Consider the following 14,685-nt stretch of genomic DNA (forward strand, 5'->3'; position numbering starts at 1 on the left):
GCAGATGGGCAGTGGCCTGAGCGGTATCGTCAGTGGCCTGCAGGCCGGGATCGAGCAACTGGCCAGTTCGGCCCAGTCACTGTCCTCGGTGACCGAGCAGACCAACCTTGAAGTCAGTACCCAGAAGGAAGAAACCGAACAGGTGGCCACCGCGATGAATCAGATGACCGCCACGGTGCACGATGTGGCGCGCAATGCCGAGCAAGCGGCCCAGGCCGCCCAGGCGGCGGATGACAAGGTGGAGAGTGGCCAGCAGGTCGTGCGCCAGAGCATGCAGCGCATCGAGCAGTTGGCGGATTCTGCGACCCGGGCCAGCAGCGGCATCGAGAGCCTGAGCGCAGAGATCGACAACATCGGCAGCGTGCTGGATGTCATCAAGAGCGTTGCCGAGCAAACCAACCTGCTGGCCCTCAATGCCGCCATCGAGGCGGCAAGGGCGGGGGAGCAGGGCAGGGGCTTTGCGGTGGTGGCCGATGAAGTGCGGGCCTTGGCCAAACGTACCCAGCAGTCCACCGAGGAGATCGCGCGTCTGGTGACGGCATTGCATGCGGCTGCCGACTCTTCCGTGCAGCAGATCCAGAGCAGCGGCGAGCTGGTGAAGCTGGCGGTTAGCGATGCCCTGCAGACTGAAAGTGCCCTGGGCAGTATTGCCGCGGCGGTGTCGTTGATTCAGCAGATGAACCAGCAGATTGCCGCTGCCGCCGAACAGCAGAGTTCGGTGGCTGAAGAGATCAATCGCAGTGTCACCAGCATTCGTGCCAGTGCCGACCAGTCTTCCCTGGCCATGCAAGGCAATGCTGCGTCGAGCATCGAGCTGGCGCAGTTGGGTGTGGAGTTGAAGGGGATGGTGGGGCATTTCCGCTTGTAGCGGCGAAGAGGGCGCTGTTGCATCGAACCCCTGCCTGGCGCTGGATGCGCCAGGCAGGGGTTTTTCATATCAGTCGTAGATGGCTTTCTTCTTCCAGTCGGCGTCGGCTTCCACGGTCTTCAGGCCTTGGGTCAGCTCGTTGTCCTCGTCTGGCGCGGGCTCCAGGGTCGACAGCACCATGGCGTTGGCACGGGCCAGGAGCTTATCCAGGTATTCCAGCTGTTCCTTGTAGACCGCCGGGTCCGGTTGCTTGCGCAGGTATTGCACGCCGCGTTCGAAGGCCAGGCGGGCCTGGCCCGGCTGGTTCTGTTGCAGGGCGTATTGCCCCAGGTTGTTGAAGAACTCGATATGCAGCAACACCAGGATATGGCGGATCTCCTTGATCCAGCGCTTGGCTTCATTGGGTTGCAGGAAGCCATCGTGGGCGGCACGGGTGACCTGGCCGTGCATGGCCTCCAGCAGGAAGCGAACATCCTTGGCCTTGGCTTCGGTCTGGATCGGCGACGGTGGATTGTTCACCGGAATCGATTCGCCCTGTCCCACCAAGGTATTGAGTTCGGCCAGACGCGCCTTGAGAGCGCTATCTGCCTTGTCGAGGTTGAGCATGCGCTGCACAACGTTGAGTTCCAGGCGTGTCAGCAGCAGCTTGAGGGCCGGTGACATGAACTGGCCAGGGAAGGTTTCGGTGATCTCGCCGCAGCGACGCAGGCGATCATTGAGTTCGACTTTGGTGCGGGCCTTTTCCAGTTTGTTGTTTTCCACCACATGGTTCATGTAGCCAATGGCGATCAATAGTGCGATCCCGGCTATTACCAGCAGGGTGATCATGAGTGGTGTCACCGTTAAAACCTCGTTATAGGATTCGCGTGCGAGTGTAGTGGCTTGGCATTTAGACGCATAGCGCCGCTCGACGAGCCGGGCATGAGTTGTGCTGCTTATATAGGTATAGAACCACCAGGGTGAGCCCCAGGTTCAAATTGCCATCACCGGCTGCGGGGGACTATAGCGTCTTGTCGAGTGCCAGAATATAGGCGTCAAAGCGCGGACGGCAGAAAAGCCCGAAGTGAGCCTAAAACCACTCCGAAGTCATTGATTTAAATAAAATTATATCTGGGGGTTGACGGCCTCCCAAAGCATCCATAGAATGCGCGCCACTTTCAACGGAAAGCAAAGCGCGAAACGTTGAAGGTAGTGAATGTTGTAGCGTGTCCCCTTCGTCTAGTGGCCTAGGACACCGCCCTTTCACGGCGGTAACAGGGGTTCGAGTCCCCTAGGGGACGCCAATGCGGGAATAGCTCAGTTGGTAGAGCACGACCTTGCCAAGGTCGGGGTCGCGAGTTCGAGTCTCGTTTCCCGCTCCAATTTTAAACGGCACTGCTTTCGGGCGGGGTCGAGTGAAACCAGAGCCAAGTCTTCGGATGCGGATCTGGACACCGAAACACACACCATGTGTTCCGGGTAGCGTGTCCCCTTCGTCTAGTGGCCTAGGACACCGCCCTTTCACGGCGGTAACAGGGGTTCGAGTCCCCTAGGGGACGCCATTTGCGGGAATAGCTCAGTTGGTAGAGCACGACCTTGCCAAGGTCGGGGTCGCGAGTTCGAGTCTCGTTTCCCGCTCCAATTTTAAACGGCACTGCTTTCGGGCGGGGTCGAGTGAAACCAGAACCAAGTCTTCGGATGCGGGTCTGGACACCGAAACACACACCATGTGTTCCGGGTAGCGTGTCCCCTTCGTCTAGTGGCCTAGGACACCGCCCTTTCACGGCGGTAACAGGGGTTCGAGTCCCCTAGGGGACGCCATTTGCGGGAATAGCTCAGTTGGTAGAGCACGACCTTGCCAAGGTCGGGGTCGCGAGTTCGAGTCTCGTTTCCCGCTCCAATTTCACAAAAACGCCGCTCACTGAGCGGCGTTTTTGTTTGTCTGCGATTCAACGCTTCGTCCTGCCATGGACAAAAAAAGGTCCGCCAGTCAGACGACTGTGCGGGCCTTTGTCGTGGGTCGCTTACAGCGACAGCAGCAGGCGTCCGGCGAACAGCAGCAGGATCAGCCCCATGCAGCGCTCGAACCAGTGGCCCAGGCGCATGAACAGCAGGCGGACCCGGGTGCTGGAAAAGAACAGCGCGACGATGACGAACCACAGCGCGTTCACCAGGCACATCCAGGCGCCATACAGCGCCTGAATGCTCAACGGCGTGGTGGCGCTGACCAGGGTGGTGAAGATCGCCAGGAAAAACAGGGTCGCCTTGGGGTTGGTGGCGTTGGTCAGGAAACCGGTGATAAAGGCCCGCAGCAACGTCTGCTGCGGCTCATCCGGCGCCGTGTCGCCTGGGATGCTGGTCTTGGCCTTGCTGCGCAACAGGCTGACGCCCAGGTACAGAATGTAGGCCGCGCCCAGCAGCTTGGCGGCGCTCAGCAGCCAGGGTGTAGCGTGCATCAGTGCGCCGACCCCCAGCAGGGTGTAGAGCACATGCACTGAAATGCCGGCGCCGATTCCCAGGGCGGTACAGACACCGGTCATTCGGCCAAAGCGCACGCTCTGGCGAATGGTGACGGCAAAGTCCGGGCCCGGGGCGACCACGGCAAGAAAGTGAACGACGGCCAGGGCAAGAAATTCCCCAAGATAATTGGACAGCATGCGGACTCCGCAAGGCAGGAAGGTGGGTAAAAGCGTGGGTGGCTCAGCCGAGGCTGTAGCTGACTGAAAGGGTGCCTTTTTTCTCCGCGACCGAGTCGATGAGCACCCGTCCCAGCTGTTGCAGGTGCTGGACGTGAGTGCCGCCGCAACCGTAGGCGGGCAACTGGCCGAAGCTGATCTGGCGCGATCCGGCGGCCAGGGAAATATGCCGGGGAAAATCCTCGCTGATCCATTGTGCGAGGGCGTTCTGCACCCGGGCGCAGTCGATTGCCTGAGGCTGTTCGCCGGGCTTGAACGACACCCGTCCCTCGTTCGGCCAGTGATGAGCCTTGATCGGTATCCAGCCCAGGCTCTGTACGAAGTGGCCAATCAAGTGTCCGGCGGAATGCATGCGGCTGTTGAACAGGCGCTGCTCTTCATCGACGCGAGCTTCATGGCTTCCCGGCGTCAGCGGCTGGGTCAGGTAATGCACGATCTGCTCGCCTTCCTGAGTGACTCGCAGCACGCGGGCCTCGCCAATCCAGCCCGTGTCGCTGGGTTGGCCGCCACCCTGGGGATGAAAGGGCGTGGCGTGCAAGGTTGCGGCGAACAGATCGTCCCGGGGCACGCAGGTCAGCAGTTCTACCGGGGCAGTCAGCAGGTCGTGTTCGAAGTACAGGCGAAGCGTCATTTCTCAAACCCTGGAACCAAGTGTTTTTTTATTATGAGGCTTGGGTAATTGCGTGATAATCCGTTCAAAACTCAATGGACTATTGCGTCATGAGCATAAATCTCCCCCTGCCTTTACTGGCAGAAATGGCCATCTTCGTCAGGGTCGTAGAAACCGGCAGCTTTTCCGAAGCAGCGCGTCAGCTGGGTTCCTCGCCGTCGGCGGTAAGCCGCAGCATCTCGCGGCTGGAGAAGGCCCTGGCCACGCGCCTGCTGCAACGCACCACCCGCAAGTTGCGCTTGAGCGACGGCGGCGAAGAGGTTTTCAAGCGCTGCAGCGAGATGGTCAGTGCGGCCCGTTCGGTCATGGAGATCAGCGGTCAGTTCACTCATGAGGCTGAGGGCGTGGTGCGGGTCAGTGTGCCCAAGGCAGTGGGGCGCTTCGTGGTGCATCCCCATATGCCGGAGTTTCTTCGGCGCTACCCGAAGGTGGATGTCGAACTGCTGCATGAAGACAGGGATATCGACCTGATTGAAGACAATGTCGACCTGGCGATTCGCATCACCGATCGCCCGCCGCCAGGTTTGATTGGTCGTCAGTTGTTGCGCATTGATCACCTGCTGTGTGCCACCCCGCAGTACCTGGCGCAGCAGGGCACGCCGCAGCATCCTCAGGACCTGCGCCAGCACAGTTGCATCTATCTTGGCGAAACCCCCAGCGATGCGCGGTGGAAGTTCACTCAAGGCGGCAAGGCGGTGACTGTCGGTGTGCGCGGGCGTTATGCCGCCAACCACACAGGGGTGCGCCTGGATGCGGTGCTGCAGCATCTGGGCATTGGCAGCCTGCCGTATTTCACCGCGCGGCATGCTCTGGAACAGGGGCTGATTGTCCAGGTGTTGCCGGAGTGGACCTTTCTTGCGTCCTATCACGGCGGTGCCTGGCTCCTGCATTCGCCAACCCGCTACCTGCCGCCCAAGCTGCGGGTCTTCATCGACTATCTGGTGGAGTGCCTGGCTCGGGAGCCGACCTTGAACCGCCCCGGCAAAGCCGAACGCATCTTGTAGAAACTGTCGGCTTGCCAGCGAAGATGCCTTTGAGGGCGATGCAAAAACCCAAGGGCCTCTTCGCCGGCAAGCCGGCTCCTACGAGGACGACGCGATAAGGCGGGCATAAAAAAGGCCCGCCGGAAAAGCCGGGCGGGCCTTGGCTGCGCGAGGCGCGGCAATCAGTGCTTGCTGTCCTGGGCGGAGAGCGCCAGCAGCTGTTTTTCCTGGTTCCAGTCGAAGGGCTCGTCGTTCTGCTCGGCTTCGAAACGGCGTTCTTCCAGGGCCTGGTACAGGTCGATTTCTTCATCGGGCATGTAGTGCAGGCAGTCACCGGCGAAGAACCACAGCAGGTCGCGAGGCACCAGATGAGCGATCTGCGGATAGCGCTGCATGATCTGGCACAGCAGGTCCTGGCCCAGGTACTGGCTTTCGATCGGGTCGATCGGCAGCGAGGCGCGCAGTTCATCGAAGCGCTCCAGGAACAGCGCATGGCTTTCTTCGGGAACCTGTTCGGCTTCTCCCACCGCCACCAGGATGCTGCGCAGGTGGTCCAGGAGGACGAGATGATCGGCGACGACGTTGGACATGACAGGGTCCTCAAGAGCAAAACGGGCGCGGGAGTATATAGCCCTCGCGCCCGGTTTCATAATCGACCTGTCCCAAGGGGCCCGTTTAGCGGGTCTTGCCCTCGCTCAAGGTCAGTTCCTCCTTGGCGAAATCATCCACATCGATGACTTTGCGTCGCGCCGCTTCGGCGTCCCGCAGGCTCTGGGCTTCGGCCGCTTGCAGCACGCCGGCGTCCAGGGCCGCATCGATGGGCGACTCGCCCGCTGCCGGTTTGACCTGGCCGCTTTTCAGCGCTTCGTGGAGTTTTTTCTGCAGCGGATGGGTCGCGCTCAGCAGGTCGCAGGCGTGCTGCAGGGCGCCTACCGGATCGTCCGTGGATTGCGGGCGATAGCAGCCGGCGAGCACCGCTTCCAGGGCCGGGTCGCCCTGGGCGCGGCCAATGATCGCCGCCACTTCGGCATCCAGGCGGTCCGACGGCCCGGTATGGCGACGGCCGAAGGGGAACACCAATACCCGTAGCAGGCAGCCGAACACTCGGCTGGGGAAGTTGCCGAGCAACTCGTCCAGGGCACGTTCGGAGTGGCCAAGGCTTTCTTCCAGGGCCCAGGCCAGCAGGGGCCGCAGGTACTCCGGTGAATCCAGATCGTGATAGCGCTTGAGCGCCGCCGAGGCCAGGTACAGGTGGCTGAGCACGTCGCCCAGGCGCGCCGACAGGCGCTCGCGGCGCTTGAGCTCGCCCCCCAGCAGCATCATGGACACGTCGGCCAGCAGGGCGAAGGCCGCAGCCTGGCGGTTCAGGGCGCGGAAGTAGCCTTGGCTGAGCTTGTCTCCTGGGGTTTGTTCGAAGTGGCCCAGGCCCAGGTTCAGCACCAGGGTGCTGGCGGCGTTGCTCACGGCAAAACCAATGTGCTGCAGCAGCAGGGCATCGAATTCCTGCAGGGCCTGGTCATGGTCCTCGCGTCCGGCCAGGGCCATTTCCTTGAGCACGAACGGATGGCAGCGGATGGCCCCCTGGCCAAAGATCATCAGGTTGCGCGAGAGGATATTGGCGCCTTCCACGGTGATGAAGATCGGCGCGCCCTGCCAACTGCGGCCCAGGTAGTTGTTGGGCCCCATGATGATGCCCTTGCCACCGTGCACGTCCATGGCGTGGCTGATGCACTCGCGTCCGCGCTCAGTGAGGTGGTACTTGAGAATGGCCGACAGCACCGAGGGTTTCTCTCCCAGGTCCACGGCGTTGGCGGTCAGCATGCGCGCGCTGTCCATCAGCCAGGCATTGCCGCCGAGGCGGGCCAGGGCCTCCTGAATCCCCTCGAAGGCGCTGAGGGGCACATTGAACTGCTCCCGTACCTGGGCGTACTGGCCGGTCACCAGGCTGGTGAACTTGGCGGCGCCGGTGCCCACCGCCGGTAGGGAGATCGAGCGTCCCACCGACAGGCAGTTCATCAGCATCATCCAGCCTTTGCCGAGCATTTCCCGGCCGCCGATCAGGTAGTCCAGGGGAATGAACACGTCCTTGCCGGAGTTCGGGCCGTTCATGAAGGCCGCGCCCAGGGGCAGGTGGCGGCGGCCGATCTCGACCCCCGGGGTATCGGTAGGGATCAGCGCCAGGCTGATGCCCAGGTCTTCCTCGTCCCCCAGCAGGTGATCCGGGTCGTGGGCCTTGAAGGCCAGCCCCAGCAGGGTGGCCACCGGGCCCAGGGTGATGTAGCGCTTTTCCCAGTTCAGGCGCAGGCCGAGGGTTTCCTCGCCTTGCCATTGGCCCTTGCAGATGATGCCGGTGTCGGGCATGGCTCCTGCGTCGGAGCCTGCCAATGGGCCGGTGAGGGCGAAGCAGGGGATGTCGTCACCACGAGCCAGGCGTGGCAGGTAGTGGTTGCGTTGTTCTTCGGTGCCGTAATGCAGCAGCAGTTCCGCCGGGCCCAGGGAGTTGGGGACCATGACCGTGGAGGCCAGGTCGCCGCTGCGGGTCGCCAGCTTCATCGCTACCTGAGAGTGGGCGTAGGCGGAAAAACCCTTGCCGCCGTACTCCTTGGGAATGATCAGGGCAAAGAAGCCATGTTCCTTGATATGGGTCCAGGCCGCGGGCGGCAGGTCCATGTGCTGGCCAATCTGCCAGTCACTGACCATGGCGCAGAGTTCCTCGGTGGGACCGTCGATAAAGGCTTGTTCTTCATCGGTCAACTGGGCCTTGGGGTAGGCCAGCAAGGTGTTCCAGTCCGGACGGCCGCTGAACAGCTCACCGTCCCACCACACGGTGCCGGCGTCGATGGCGTCGCGCTCGGTCTGCGACATCGGCGGCAGGACTTTCTGGAACCAGGCGAACAGCGGTGCGCTGAAGTACTTGCGTCGCAGGTCCGGCAGCAGCAAAGGCGCGGCGACGGCCGCCAGCACTACCCAGAAAACCAGCAACAACCAGCCGGGTGCTCGGCTGAAGGCGCCCATGGCCAGCAGGAAAACGGCCACTGCGCCCAGGGCGGGCAGAGGGGCAGTGCGGCGGTGCGCCAGGTAGGCCACTCCAACCAGCAGAACCAGTATCCACAACAACAGCATATTCAATCCTCCATGAAACCAGGGGCCAAATCACCATCAGAGCTTAGTCGGCCTCCGACAAAGCGGGTGATCGGTGCGGTGCGAGTACAGCGGTCGACTTTGTCGTCGAGCCAAGGCTGGCAAACCCGGTCCGATTGGATCGAGCCGACCCTGACCTTTGGCCGAAACGTCGTTATCGCTGGGACGCACGCCTCGATAGACTCCAGGCTTCGCTCGGAGGTTTTGCCCATGCACGAGTACCTGCGTCCCAGCCGCTTCATCGATAGTGACCACCCTGCAGTGGTGGAGTTCGCCGAATCTCATCGCGGTGCCAGTGGTGATCCGCGACAGCAGGCGGTGAGCCTGTACTACGCCGTGCGTGAGGCCGTGCGCTACAACTTCTATTCCTTCAGCCGCGACCCCGAGACCTTGCGAGGCAGCCATGCCCTGGCCAGCGGCGAAAGCTATTGCGTGCCCAAGGCCACTTTGCTCGCCGGCTGCGCAAGGCATTGCGGGATTCCGGCGCGTATCGGTCTGGCGGATGTGCGCAATCATCTGTCGACGCCCCGTCTGCTGGAGTTGCTGCGCAGCGATGTGTTCGCCATGCACGGCTACACCGAGTTGTACCTGCACGGACGCTGGGTCAAGGCGACGCCGGCGTTCAATCAGAGTCTGTGCGAGTTGTTCGACGTGGCGCCGCTGGATTTTGACGGTGTGCAGGACAGTGTTTTCCACCCCTTCAACCGCCAGGGTGACCAATCCATGGAGTACCTGGTGGACCATGGGCGCTTCGCCGATGTGCCGCAGAGCCTGTTCTTTAGCCACCTGGAAAAGTGCTACCCCCATCTGTTCAATGAGCAGAACCCTGTGTCGCTGGGGGACATGCACGACGATTTGAGTCGCGGCTGATCAGGCGTAGACTGCCCCGGCATTCATTACTGAGGGATGGTCATGCTGAAGATCTGGGGTCGCAAGAACTCGTCGAATGTCAGGAAGGCGTTGTGGTGCGCTGAAGAATTGGCGCTGGCCTATGAGTCCCTGGATGCCGGCGGTGCCTTCGGCCTAGTGGACACCCCGGAATATCGGGCGCTGAACCCCAATGGGCGCATCCCAATGATTGAAGACGATGGCTTCGTGCTCTGGGAGTCCAACAGCATCGTGCGTTACCTGGCGGCCCGGCATGCCGCCAATAGCCACTGGTATCCGGCCGATGTGCAGGCCCGGGCCAGTGCCGAGAAGTGGATGGACTGGACCACCTCGACCTTCGCCGAACCGTTCCGGCAGTTGTTCTGGGGCGTGTTGCGTACCCCCGAGGCGCAGCAGGACTGGCAACAGATCAATGCCGCCAAGGCCACTTGCGCCGAGTTGCTGACCCGGGTCGATCAGGCGTTGGCTGGGCAGCCCTATCTGTCGGGAGAAGAAATCGGCGTGGGCGATATCCCGCTGGGCAGCTTCATCTATGCCTGGTTCGAGATGCCCATCGAGCGGCCTTCGATGCCCCATCTTGAGGCCTGGTACCAGCGCTTGAAGCAGCGTCCGGCCTATCGTCAGGCGGTGATGACCGCGTTGACTTAATACCCACTATCGATACGCGTGACTGTACTTGCGCGGCCTCGACCCGCAACATGGCGAGCGCCTGGCGTCGTTGCAATCCAGCCAGGCTGCCCTCACTTATACAATTCCCTCTTCTTGGTGCATGAATCCGATATGAGTTCCGCTCTGTCCATCCGGCAGCTAACCAAAACCTACGGCAACGGTTTCCAGGCCCTGAGTGGTATCGATCTGGATGTCGCCGAAGGTGACTTTTTCGCCCTGCTTGGTCCTAACGGGGCCGGTAAATCCACCACCATCGGCATTCTTTCGACCCTGGTGAACAAGACCAGCGGCACCGTGAATGTCTTCGGTCACGACCTGGATCGTGAGCCTGCGGCGCTCAAGCGCTGCATCGGCGTGGTGCCGCAGGAGTTCAACTTCAACCAGTTCGAGAAGACCTTCGACATCGTCGTCACTCAGGCCGGCTATTACGGCATTCCGGCGAAGATCGCCAAGGAGCGGGCCGAGCAGTACCTGACCCAGCTCGGCCTCTGGGACAAGCGCGATGTGCCTTCGCGCTCCCTGTCCGGCGGCATGAAGCGCCGCCTGATGATCGCTCGTGCGCTGGTGCATGAGCCGCGCCTGCTGATCCTCGACGAACCCACTGCCGGGGTCGATATCGAGCTGCGCCGTTCGATGTGGAGCTTCCTCACCGAGCTCAATCAGAAAGGCATCACCATCATCCTCACCACCCATTACCTGGAAGAGGCTGAGCAGCTGTGCCGCAACATCGGCATCATCGACCACGGCACCATCGTCGAGAACACCAGCATGCGGCAGTTGCTGGGCCAGTTGCATGTGGAAACCTTCCTTCTCGATCTCAAGCACGATCTCAGTGTGGCGCCGCAGCTGGCGGGCTACCCGACCCGGCTGGTGGACAGCCACACCCTGGAAGTCCAGGTGGACAAGGCTGTGGGGATTACGGCGCTGTTCGGTCAACTGGCCCTGCAGAACATCGAGGTCTTGAGCCTGCGTAACAAAACCAACCGACTTGAGGAGTTGTTCGTGTCCTTGGTGGAGAAGAATCTGTCGAAGGTGGCGGTATGAGTTCCGAGTTGAAACCCAATCTGGTGGCGCTCAACACCATTGTCTATCGCGAGGTCCGACGCTTTACCCGGATCTGGCCACAGACCCTGCTGCCGCCGGCCATTACCATGGTTCTGTACTTCGTCATCTTCGGTAATCTGATCGGTCGGCAGATCGGCGACATGGGTGGTTTCACCTACATGGAGTACATCGTGCCGGGGCTGATCATGATGTCGGTGATCACCAACTCCTACGGCAACGTGGTGTCGAGCTTCTTCGGCAGCAAGTTCCAGCGCTCCATCGAGGAATTGATGGTGTCGCCGGTATCGCCCCACACCATTCTCATCGGCTACACCCTGGGTGGGGTCCTGCGGGGCTTGATGGTGGGAATCATCGTGACCCTGTTGTCGTTGTTCTTCACCAAGCTGCAGGTGCATCACTTGGGTGTGACCGTGCTGGTGGTGGTGCTGACGGCAACCATCTTCTCGCTGCTGGGCTTTATCAACGCGGTGTTTGCGCGCAACTTCGACGATATCTCGATTATCCCGACCTTCGTGCTGACGCCCCTGACCTACCTGGGCGGAGTGTTCTACTCGATCAATCTGCTGCCGCCGTTCTGGCAGACCGTGTCCCTGGCCAACCCGGTGCTGCACATGGTCAACGCCTTCCGTTTCGGCATTCTCGGGGTTTCGGACATCAAGATCAGTGTGGCCATCACCTTCATGCTGGTGGCCACCGTGGTGCTTTATATCGGTTGTGCCCGACTGCTGGTCAGCGGCCGCGGCATGCGTCAGTAAACGCCGTGATGGTGTACTGAAAACGGCCTCCTTTGGGAGGCCGTTTTCGTTTGTCATCGCCGCTGTTGCTTGCGTCTGTGCCATTGGCGGCCGACCCACCAGCGCCAGTAGAGCATGGTCAGGCAATAGGCCAGGGCTCCCAGCACCAATCCGGCCACCACCGAGCCGAGAAGGAAGGGTTGCCACAGGGTACTGAGCTGGCTGCTGATCCATTCCCAGGTCAGTTCGTCGGGCAAGGTGCGCGTCGGCACATTCATCAGCCAGGCGCCCAGTTGATAGGTGCAGAAGAACACCGGCGGCATGGTAATGGGGTTGGTCAGCCAGACCAGGCTGACGCTGATGGGCATGTTGCTCCGCAGCCAGATGGCCAGTACCGCGGCCAGCAGCATCTGCATCGGGATCGGGATAAAGGCGGCGAACAGGCCTACAGCCATGGCTCGGGCTACCGAGTGCCGATTGAGGTGCCAGAGGTTGGCGTCATGCAACAGGGTGCCAAGAAAGCGTAAGGACTTGTGTTCCCGGATGCTGACCGGATCTGGCATGTAACGTTTGAATAAGTGCCGGGGCATAAGGCTTCTCGGTCAGTTCAGGCGAGGATTATGACTGGATTCTAGCCAGCGCAAATTCAGACATTGTGACAAATGATAAAGCCGCGCCTGCGATCCTCGGCTAAGCCAAGACTAGGAACTGCCAAGGATGGGCTGATGGATGGTTACAGGGATGCTGGCCCTGGCCGCAGGACTGCTGGCGCTGGGTTTCATGCCGGTGCTGCCGCCCGGCTGGTTGTTGCTGCTGATGGCGATAGGGGGGCTGATGTTGCTGCCTTTTCGTACACATCCGGTGGCATTTTTTTTGTTCGGTTTGGCCTGGGCCTGTGCATCCGGGCAATGGGCGCTGGATGATCGCCTGCCTCAGTCCCTGGATGGGCAAACCCGCTGGCTGGAAGGGCGGGTGGTCGGCTTGCCGGAACCGGGGGCGGGCGTGGTGCGCTTTGAGCTCAAGGATGCCCAGTCCCGACGAGAGCGCCTGCCGCGGCGAATTCGCCTGGCCTGGCACGGTGGGCCACCCGTCAATAGCGGCGAACGCTGGCGCCTGGCGGTCAAGCTGCGGCGTCCTGCCGGTCTGCTCAATCTTCACGGTTTCGATTACGAAGCCTGGCTGCTGGCCCGGCGCATTGGGGCCACCGGCACAGTCAAGGATGGGCAACTGCTGGCGCCGGCACGCCAAGCCTGGCGTGACGGTCTGCGCCAGCGTTTACTCGCGGTCGAGGCCCACGGCCGCGCCGCAGGCCTGGCGGCATTGGTGATGGGCGACGGTTCGGGGCTGACGCGGGAAGATTGGCAACTGTTGCAGGACACCGGCACGGTGCACCTGATGGTGATATCCGGACAGCACATCAGCCTGCTGGCCGCAGTGATCTACCTTGCCGTGGCAGGGCTGGCTCGTTACGGGCTTTGGCCTGCGCGCTGGCCCTGGCTGCCCTGGGCCTGCGCCCTGGCCTTTGTCGGGGCGCTGGGCTACGGCCTGCTGGCAGGGTTCGATGTGCCGGTGCAGAGGGCCTGCGTGATGGTTGCGCTGGTGCTGCTCTGGCGCTGGCGCTTTCGTCACCTGCGGGCTTGGTGGCCCTTGTTGCTGGCGTTGAATGCAGTGCTGTTGTTCGAGCCCCTGGCCAGCTTGCAGCCAGGGTTCTGGCTGTCCTATGCCGCGGTGGCGGTGCTCATCTTCACCTTTGCCGGGCGCCTGGGTTCCTGGCGTTGGTGGCAGAGTTGGACCCGCGCCCAGTGGTTGATGGGTATTGGCCTGTTGCCACCCTTGCTGGCCCTTGGCTTGCCCATCAGTCTCAGTGGTCCGCTGGCCAATCTGCTGGCGGTGCCCTGGATCAGTCTGCTGGTCCTGCCTTCGGCCTTGCTGGGCTGCCTGTTGTTGCCTGTGCCTTATGTGGGTGAAGGCCTGTTATGGCTGGCGGGTGGCCTGCTGGATGGGCTGTTCCGCTTACTGGGGGCGATGGCCGGATTATGGCCAGCCTGGGTGGCGCCGTTGATCCCCCTTTGGGTTTGGGGCCTGAGCAGCCTGGGCGCGCTGTTGTTGCTGTTGCCCAAGGGCGTGCCACTGCGGGTGCTGGGTTGGCCGTTGTTGCTGTTGGCAGTCTGGCCTCCCCAGGACCCTGTACCCGAGGGCGAGGTGGAGATCTGGCAGCTGGATGTGGGGCAGGGTTTGTCGTTCATCCTGCGTACCCGTGATCACGCGATGTTGTACGACGCCGGTGCCCGGGTCGCGGATTTCGACCTGGGGGAGCGAGTGGTGCTGCCGACGCTGCGTAAGCTTGGCATTCGACGGCTGGACTTGATGCTGCTCAGCCACGCCGATAACGATCATGCCGGAGGCGCCCTGGCAGTCCAGCGCGGGATACCGGTGAGCCAGGTGCGCAGCGGCGAGCCCGAGGCCTTGCCGGCTGCCCTGCAGTCGGCCCCCTGTGATAGCGGGCTGAGCTGGCACTGGAATGGCGCCCGCTTCACGCTGTGGCAGTGGACGGGGGCGGCAGACGGCAATCAGGCTTCCTGTGTGCTGCTGGTCGAGGCCGGCGGCGAACGCCTGCTGCTCAGCGGTGATATCGATGTCCATGCTGAGCGGGCTTTGCTCGACAGTCCGCTGGCGGTTCGCATTCACTGGTTGCAGGCGCCCCATCATGGCAGCCGTACCTCATCGTCCATGGCCTTGCTCCGGCGGCTGGCGCCGAAGGCGGTGCTGATTTCCCGGGGGCGGGGCAATGCCTTTGGCCATCCTCATCCCCAGGTGGTGGCGCGCTACCGGCAATTGGGCATGGTGATTCATGACAGTGCCGAGCAAGGCGCACTGAAGCTGCGGCTGGGGACTTTCGGCCAGCCTGAAAGCCTGCGCCAACAGCGGCGCTTCTGGCGCGACTGGCCAGCAATGCCTTAAATAACCGTGGGTTATTAAAGCCCCTGAGCAT

13 protein-coding genes and 6 tRNA genes are annotated in these 14,685 nt (G+C 62.0%); 13 read left to right on the forward strand and 6 right to left on the reverse strand.

Annotation, left to right across the window (positions count from 1 at the left end; genetic code table 11):
• Positions 1-163 precede the first annotated feature (163 nt).
• Positions 164-868: a methyl-accepting chemotaxis protein gene (locus tag PFZ56_RS14640; protein ID WP_394304652.1), complete on the forward strand. Its 705-nt coding sequence runs from the start codon at positions 164-166 to the stop codon at positions 866-868.
• 69 nt (positions 869-937) lie between these two features.
• Here the strand turns inward: PFZ56_RS14640 and PFZ56_RS14645 are convergent, their stop codons facing one another.
• Positions 938-1,696 carry a hypothetical protein gene (locus PFZ56_RS14645; RefSeq protein WP_170001250.1) on the reverse strand — a complete coding sequence of 253 codons (759 nt, stop codon included), beginning with the start codon at positions 1,694-1,696 and terminating at the stop codon, positions 938-940.
• 379 nt (positions 1,697-2,075) lie between these two features.
• Between PFZ56_RS14645 and PFZ56_RS14650 the strand changes: the two genes are divergently transcribed.
• From PFZ56_RS14650 to PFZ56_RS14675, 6 genes are all read left to right on the forward strand, one after another.
• A tRNA-Glu gene (locus PFZ56_RS14650) sits at positions 2,076-2,151 on the forward strand.
• Between the two features lie 2 nt (positions 2,152-2,153).
• Positions 2,154-2,229: transfer RNA gene (locus PFZ56_RS14655), tRNA-Gly, on the forward strand.
• A 104-nt stretch (positions 2,230-2,333) separates the two neighbouring features.
• Positions 2,334-2,409: transfer RNA gene (locus PFZ56_RS14660), tRNA-Glu, on the forward strand.
• Positions 2,410-2,412: 3 nt separating this feature from the next.
• Positions 2,413-2,488, forward strand: a tRNA-Gly gene (locus PFZ56_RS14665).
• A gap of 104 nt (positions 2,489-2,592) precedes the next feature.
• Positions 2,593-2,668 (forward strand) — tRNA-Glu (locus tag PFZ56_RS14670).
• Between the two features lie 3 nt (positions 2,669-2,671).
• Positions 2,672-2,747, forward strand: a tRNA-Gly gene (locus PFZ56_RS14675).
• Positions 2,748-2,871: 124 nt separating this feature from the next.
• Here the strand turns inward: PFZ56_RS14675 and PFZ56_RS14680 are convergent.
• Positions 2,872-3,504 carry a LysE family translocator gene (locus tag PFZ56_RS14680; protein ID WP_102863937.1) on the reverse strand — a complete coding sequence of 211 codons (633 nt, stop codon included), beginning with the start codon at positions 3,502-3,504 and terminating at the stop codon, positions 2,872-2,874.
• A gap of 43 nt (positions 3,505-3,547) precedes the next feature.
• A complete protein-coding gene (locus tag PFZ56_RS14685; protein WP_170003439.1) occupies positions 3,548-4,174 on the reverse strand; it encodes an alanyl-tRNA editing protein in 627 nt (208 codons plus the stop codon).
• An 89-nt stretch (positions 4,175-4,263) separates the two neighbouring features.
• Between PFZ56_RS14685 and PFZ56_RS14690 the strand changes: the two genes are divergently transcribed.
• The gene (locus PFZ56_RS14690; protein ID WP_102863935.1) at positions 4,264-5,217 is read left to right on the forward strand and encodes a LysR family transcriptional regulator; all 954 of its coding nucleotides are present in this window, start codon (positions 4,264-4,266) and stop codon (positions 5,215-5,217) included.
• Between the two features lie 161 nt (positions 5,218-5,378).
• Here the strand turns inward: PFZ56_RS14690 and PFZ56_RS14695 are convergent, their stop codons facing one another.
• Both PFZ56_RS14695 and PFZ56_RS14700 read right to left on the reverse strand, forming a co-directional pair.
• Entirely contained in the window at positions 5,379-5,786 is a 408-nt protein-coding gene (locus PFZ56_RS14695; protein WP_016968255.1) for a PA2817 family protein, read from the reverse strand.
• 85 nt (positions 5,787-5,871) lie between these two features.
• The gene (locus PFZ56_RS14700; RefSeq protein ID WP_102878916.1) at positions 5,872-8,319 is read right to left on the reverse strand and encodes an acyl-CoA dehydrogenase; all 2,448 of its coding nucleotides are present in this window, start codon (positions 8,317-8,319) and stop codon (positions 5,872-5,874) included.
• Positions 8,320-8,547: 228 nt separating this feature from the next.
• Between PFZ56_RS14700 and PFZ56_RS14705 the strand changes: the two genes are divergently transcribed.
• From PFZ56_RS14705 to PFZ56_RS14720, 4 genes are all read left to right on the forward strand, one after another.
• A complete protein-coding gene (locus PFZ56_RS14705; protein WP_170003437.1) occupies positions 8,548-9,207 on the forward strand; it encodes a transglutaminase family protein in 660 nt (219 codons plus the stop codon).
• Positions 9,208-9,249: 42 nt separating this feature from the next.
• Entirely contained in the window at positions 9,250-9,873 is a 624-nt protein-coding gene (locus PFZ56_RS14710; protein ID WP_110652138.1) for a glutathione S-transferase family protein, read from the forward strand.
• 132 nt (positions 9,874-10,005) lie between these two features.
• Complete coding sequence (locus PFZ56_RS14715; RefSeq protein WP_102863931.1) at positions 10,006-10,938, forward strand: ABC transporter ATP-binding protein; 933 nt, start codon at positions 10,006-10,008, stop codon at positions 10,936-10,938.
• Positions 10,935-11,714, forward strand: a complete 780-nt coding sequence (locus tag PFZ56_RS14720; protein WP_102863930.1) for an ABC transporter permease — start codon at positions 10,935-10,937, stop codon at positions 11,712-11,714. The genes PFZ56_RS14715 and PFZ56_RS14720 overlap by 4 nt, the downstream gene beginning before the upstream one ends.
• Before the next feature lie 53 nt (positions 11,715-11,767).
• Here the strand turns inward: PFZ56_RS14720 and PFZ56_RS14725 are convergent, their stop codons facing one another.
• On the reverse strand, positions 11,768-12,283 hold the full coding sequence (locus PFZ56_RS14725) for a DUF2062 domain-containing protein (RefSeq protein ID WP_102863929.1): 516 nt from the start codon (positions 12,281-12,283) through the stop codon (positions 11,768-11,770).
• A gap of 139 nt (positions 12,284-12,422) precedes the next feature.
• Here PFZ56_RS14725 and PFZ56_RS14730 point away from each other — a divergent pair, with 139 nt between their 5' ends.
• Complete coding sequence (locus PFZ56_RS14730; protein ID WP_170003435.1) at positions 12,423-14,654, forward strand: DNA internalization-related competence protein ComEC/Rec2; 2,232 nt, start codon at positions 12,423-12,425, stop codon at positions 14,652-14,654.
• Positions 14,655-14,685 lie beyond the last annotated feature (31 nt).

It is taken from the genome of Pseudomonas danubii (genome assembly GCF_042980055.1).
Classification (GTDB): Bacteria; Pseudomonadota; Gammaproteobacteria; order Pseudomonadales; family Pseudomonadaceae; genus Aquipseudomonas; species Aquipseudomonas danubii.

What these genes read in the sequence shown, in the direction of transcription:
- PFZ56_RS14640 (WP_394304652.1), top strand. Translation starts at nt 164, where the DNA reads ATGACCGCCACGGTGCACGATGTGGCGCGCAATGCCGAGCAAGCGGCC.
- PFZ56_RS14645 (WP_170001250.1), bottom strand. Translation starts at nt 1,696, where the DNA reads ATGATCACCCTGCTGGTAATAGCCGGGATCGCACTATTGATCGCCATT.
- PFZ56_RS14680 (WP_102863937.1), bottom strand. Translation starts at nt 3,504, where the DNA reads ATGCTGTCCAATTATCTTGGGGAATTTCTTGCCCTGGCCGTCGTTCAC.
- PFZ56_RS14685 (WP_170003439.1), bottom strand. Translation starts at nt 4,174, where the DNA reads ATGACGCTTCGCCTGTACTTCGAACACGACCTGCTGACTGCCCCGGTA.
- PFZ56_RS14690 (WP_102863935.1), top strand. Translation starts at nt 4,264, where the DNA reads ATGAGCATAAATCTCCCCCTGCCTTTACTGGCAGAAATGGCCATCTTC.
- PFZ56_RS14695 (WP_016968255.1), bottom strand. Translation starts at nt 5,786, where the DNA reads ATGTCCAACGTCGTCGCCGATCATCTCGTCCTCCTGGACCACCTGCGC.
- PFZ56_RS14700 (WP_102878916.1), bottom strand. Translation starts at nt 8,319, where the DNA reads ATGCTGTTGTTGTGGATACTGGTTCTGCTGGTTGGAGTGGCCTACCTG.
- PFZ56_RS14705 (WP_170003437.1), top strand. Translation starts at nt 8,548, where the DNA reads ATGCACGAGTACCTGCGTCCCAGCCGCTTCATCGATAGTGACCACCCT.
- PFZ56_RS14710 (WP_110652138.1), top strand. Translation starts at nt 9,250, where the DNA reads ATGCTGAAGATCTGGGGTCGCAAGAACTCGTCGAATGTCAGGAAGGCG.
- PFZ56_RS14715 (WP_102863931.1), top strand. Translation starts at nt 10,006, where the DNA reads ATGAGTTCCGCTCTGTCCATCCGGCAGCTAACCAAAACCTACGGCAAC.
- PFZ56_RS14720 (WP_102863930.1), top strand. Translation starts at nt 10,935, where the DNA reads ATGAGTTCCGAGTTGAAACCCAATCTGGTGGCGCTCAACACCATTGTC.
- PFZ56_RS14725 (WP_102863929.1), bottom strand. Translation starts at nt 12,283, where the DNA reads ATGCCCCGGCACTTATTCAAACGTTACATGCCAGATCCGGTCAGCATC.
- PFZ56_RS14730 (WP_170003435.1), top strand. Translation starts at nt 12,423, where the DNA reads ATGGTTACAGGGATGCTGGCCCTGGCCGCAGGACTGCTGGCGCTGGGT.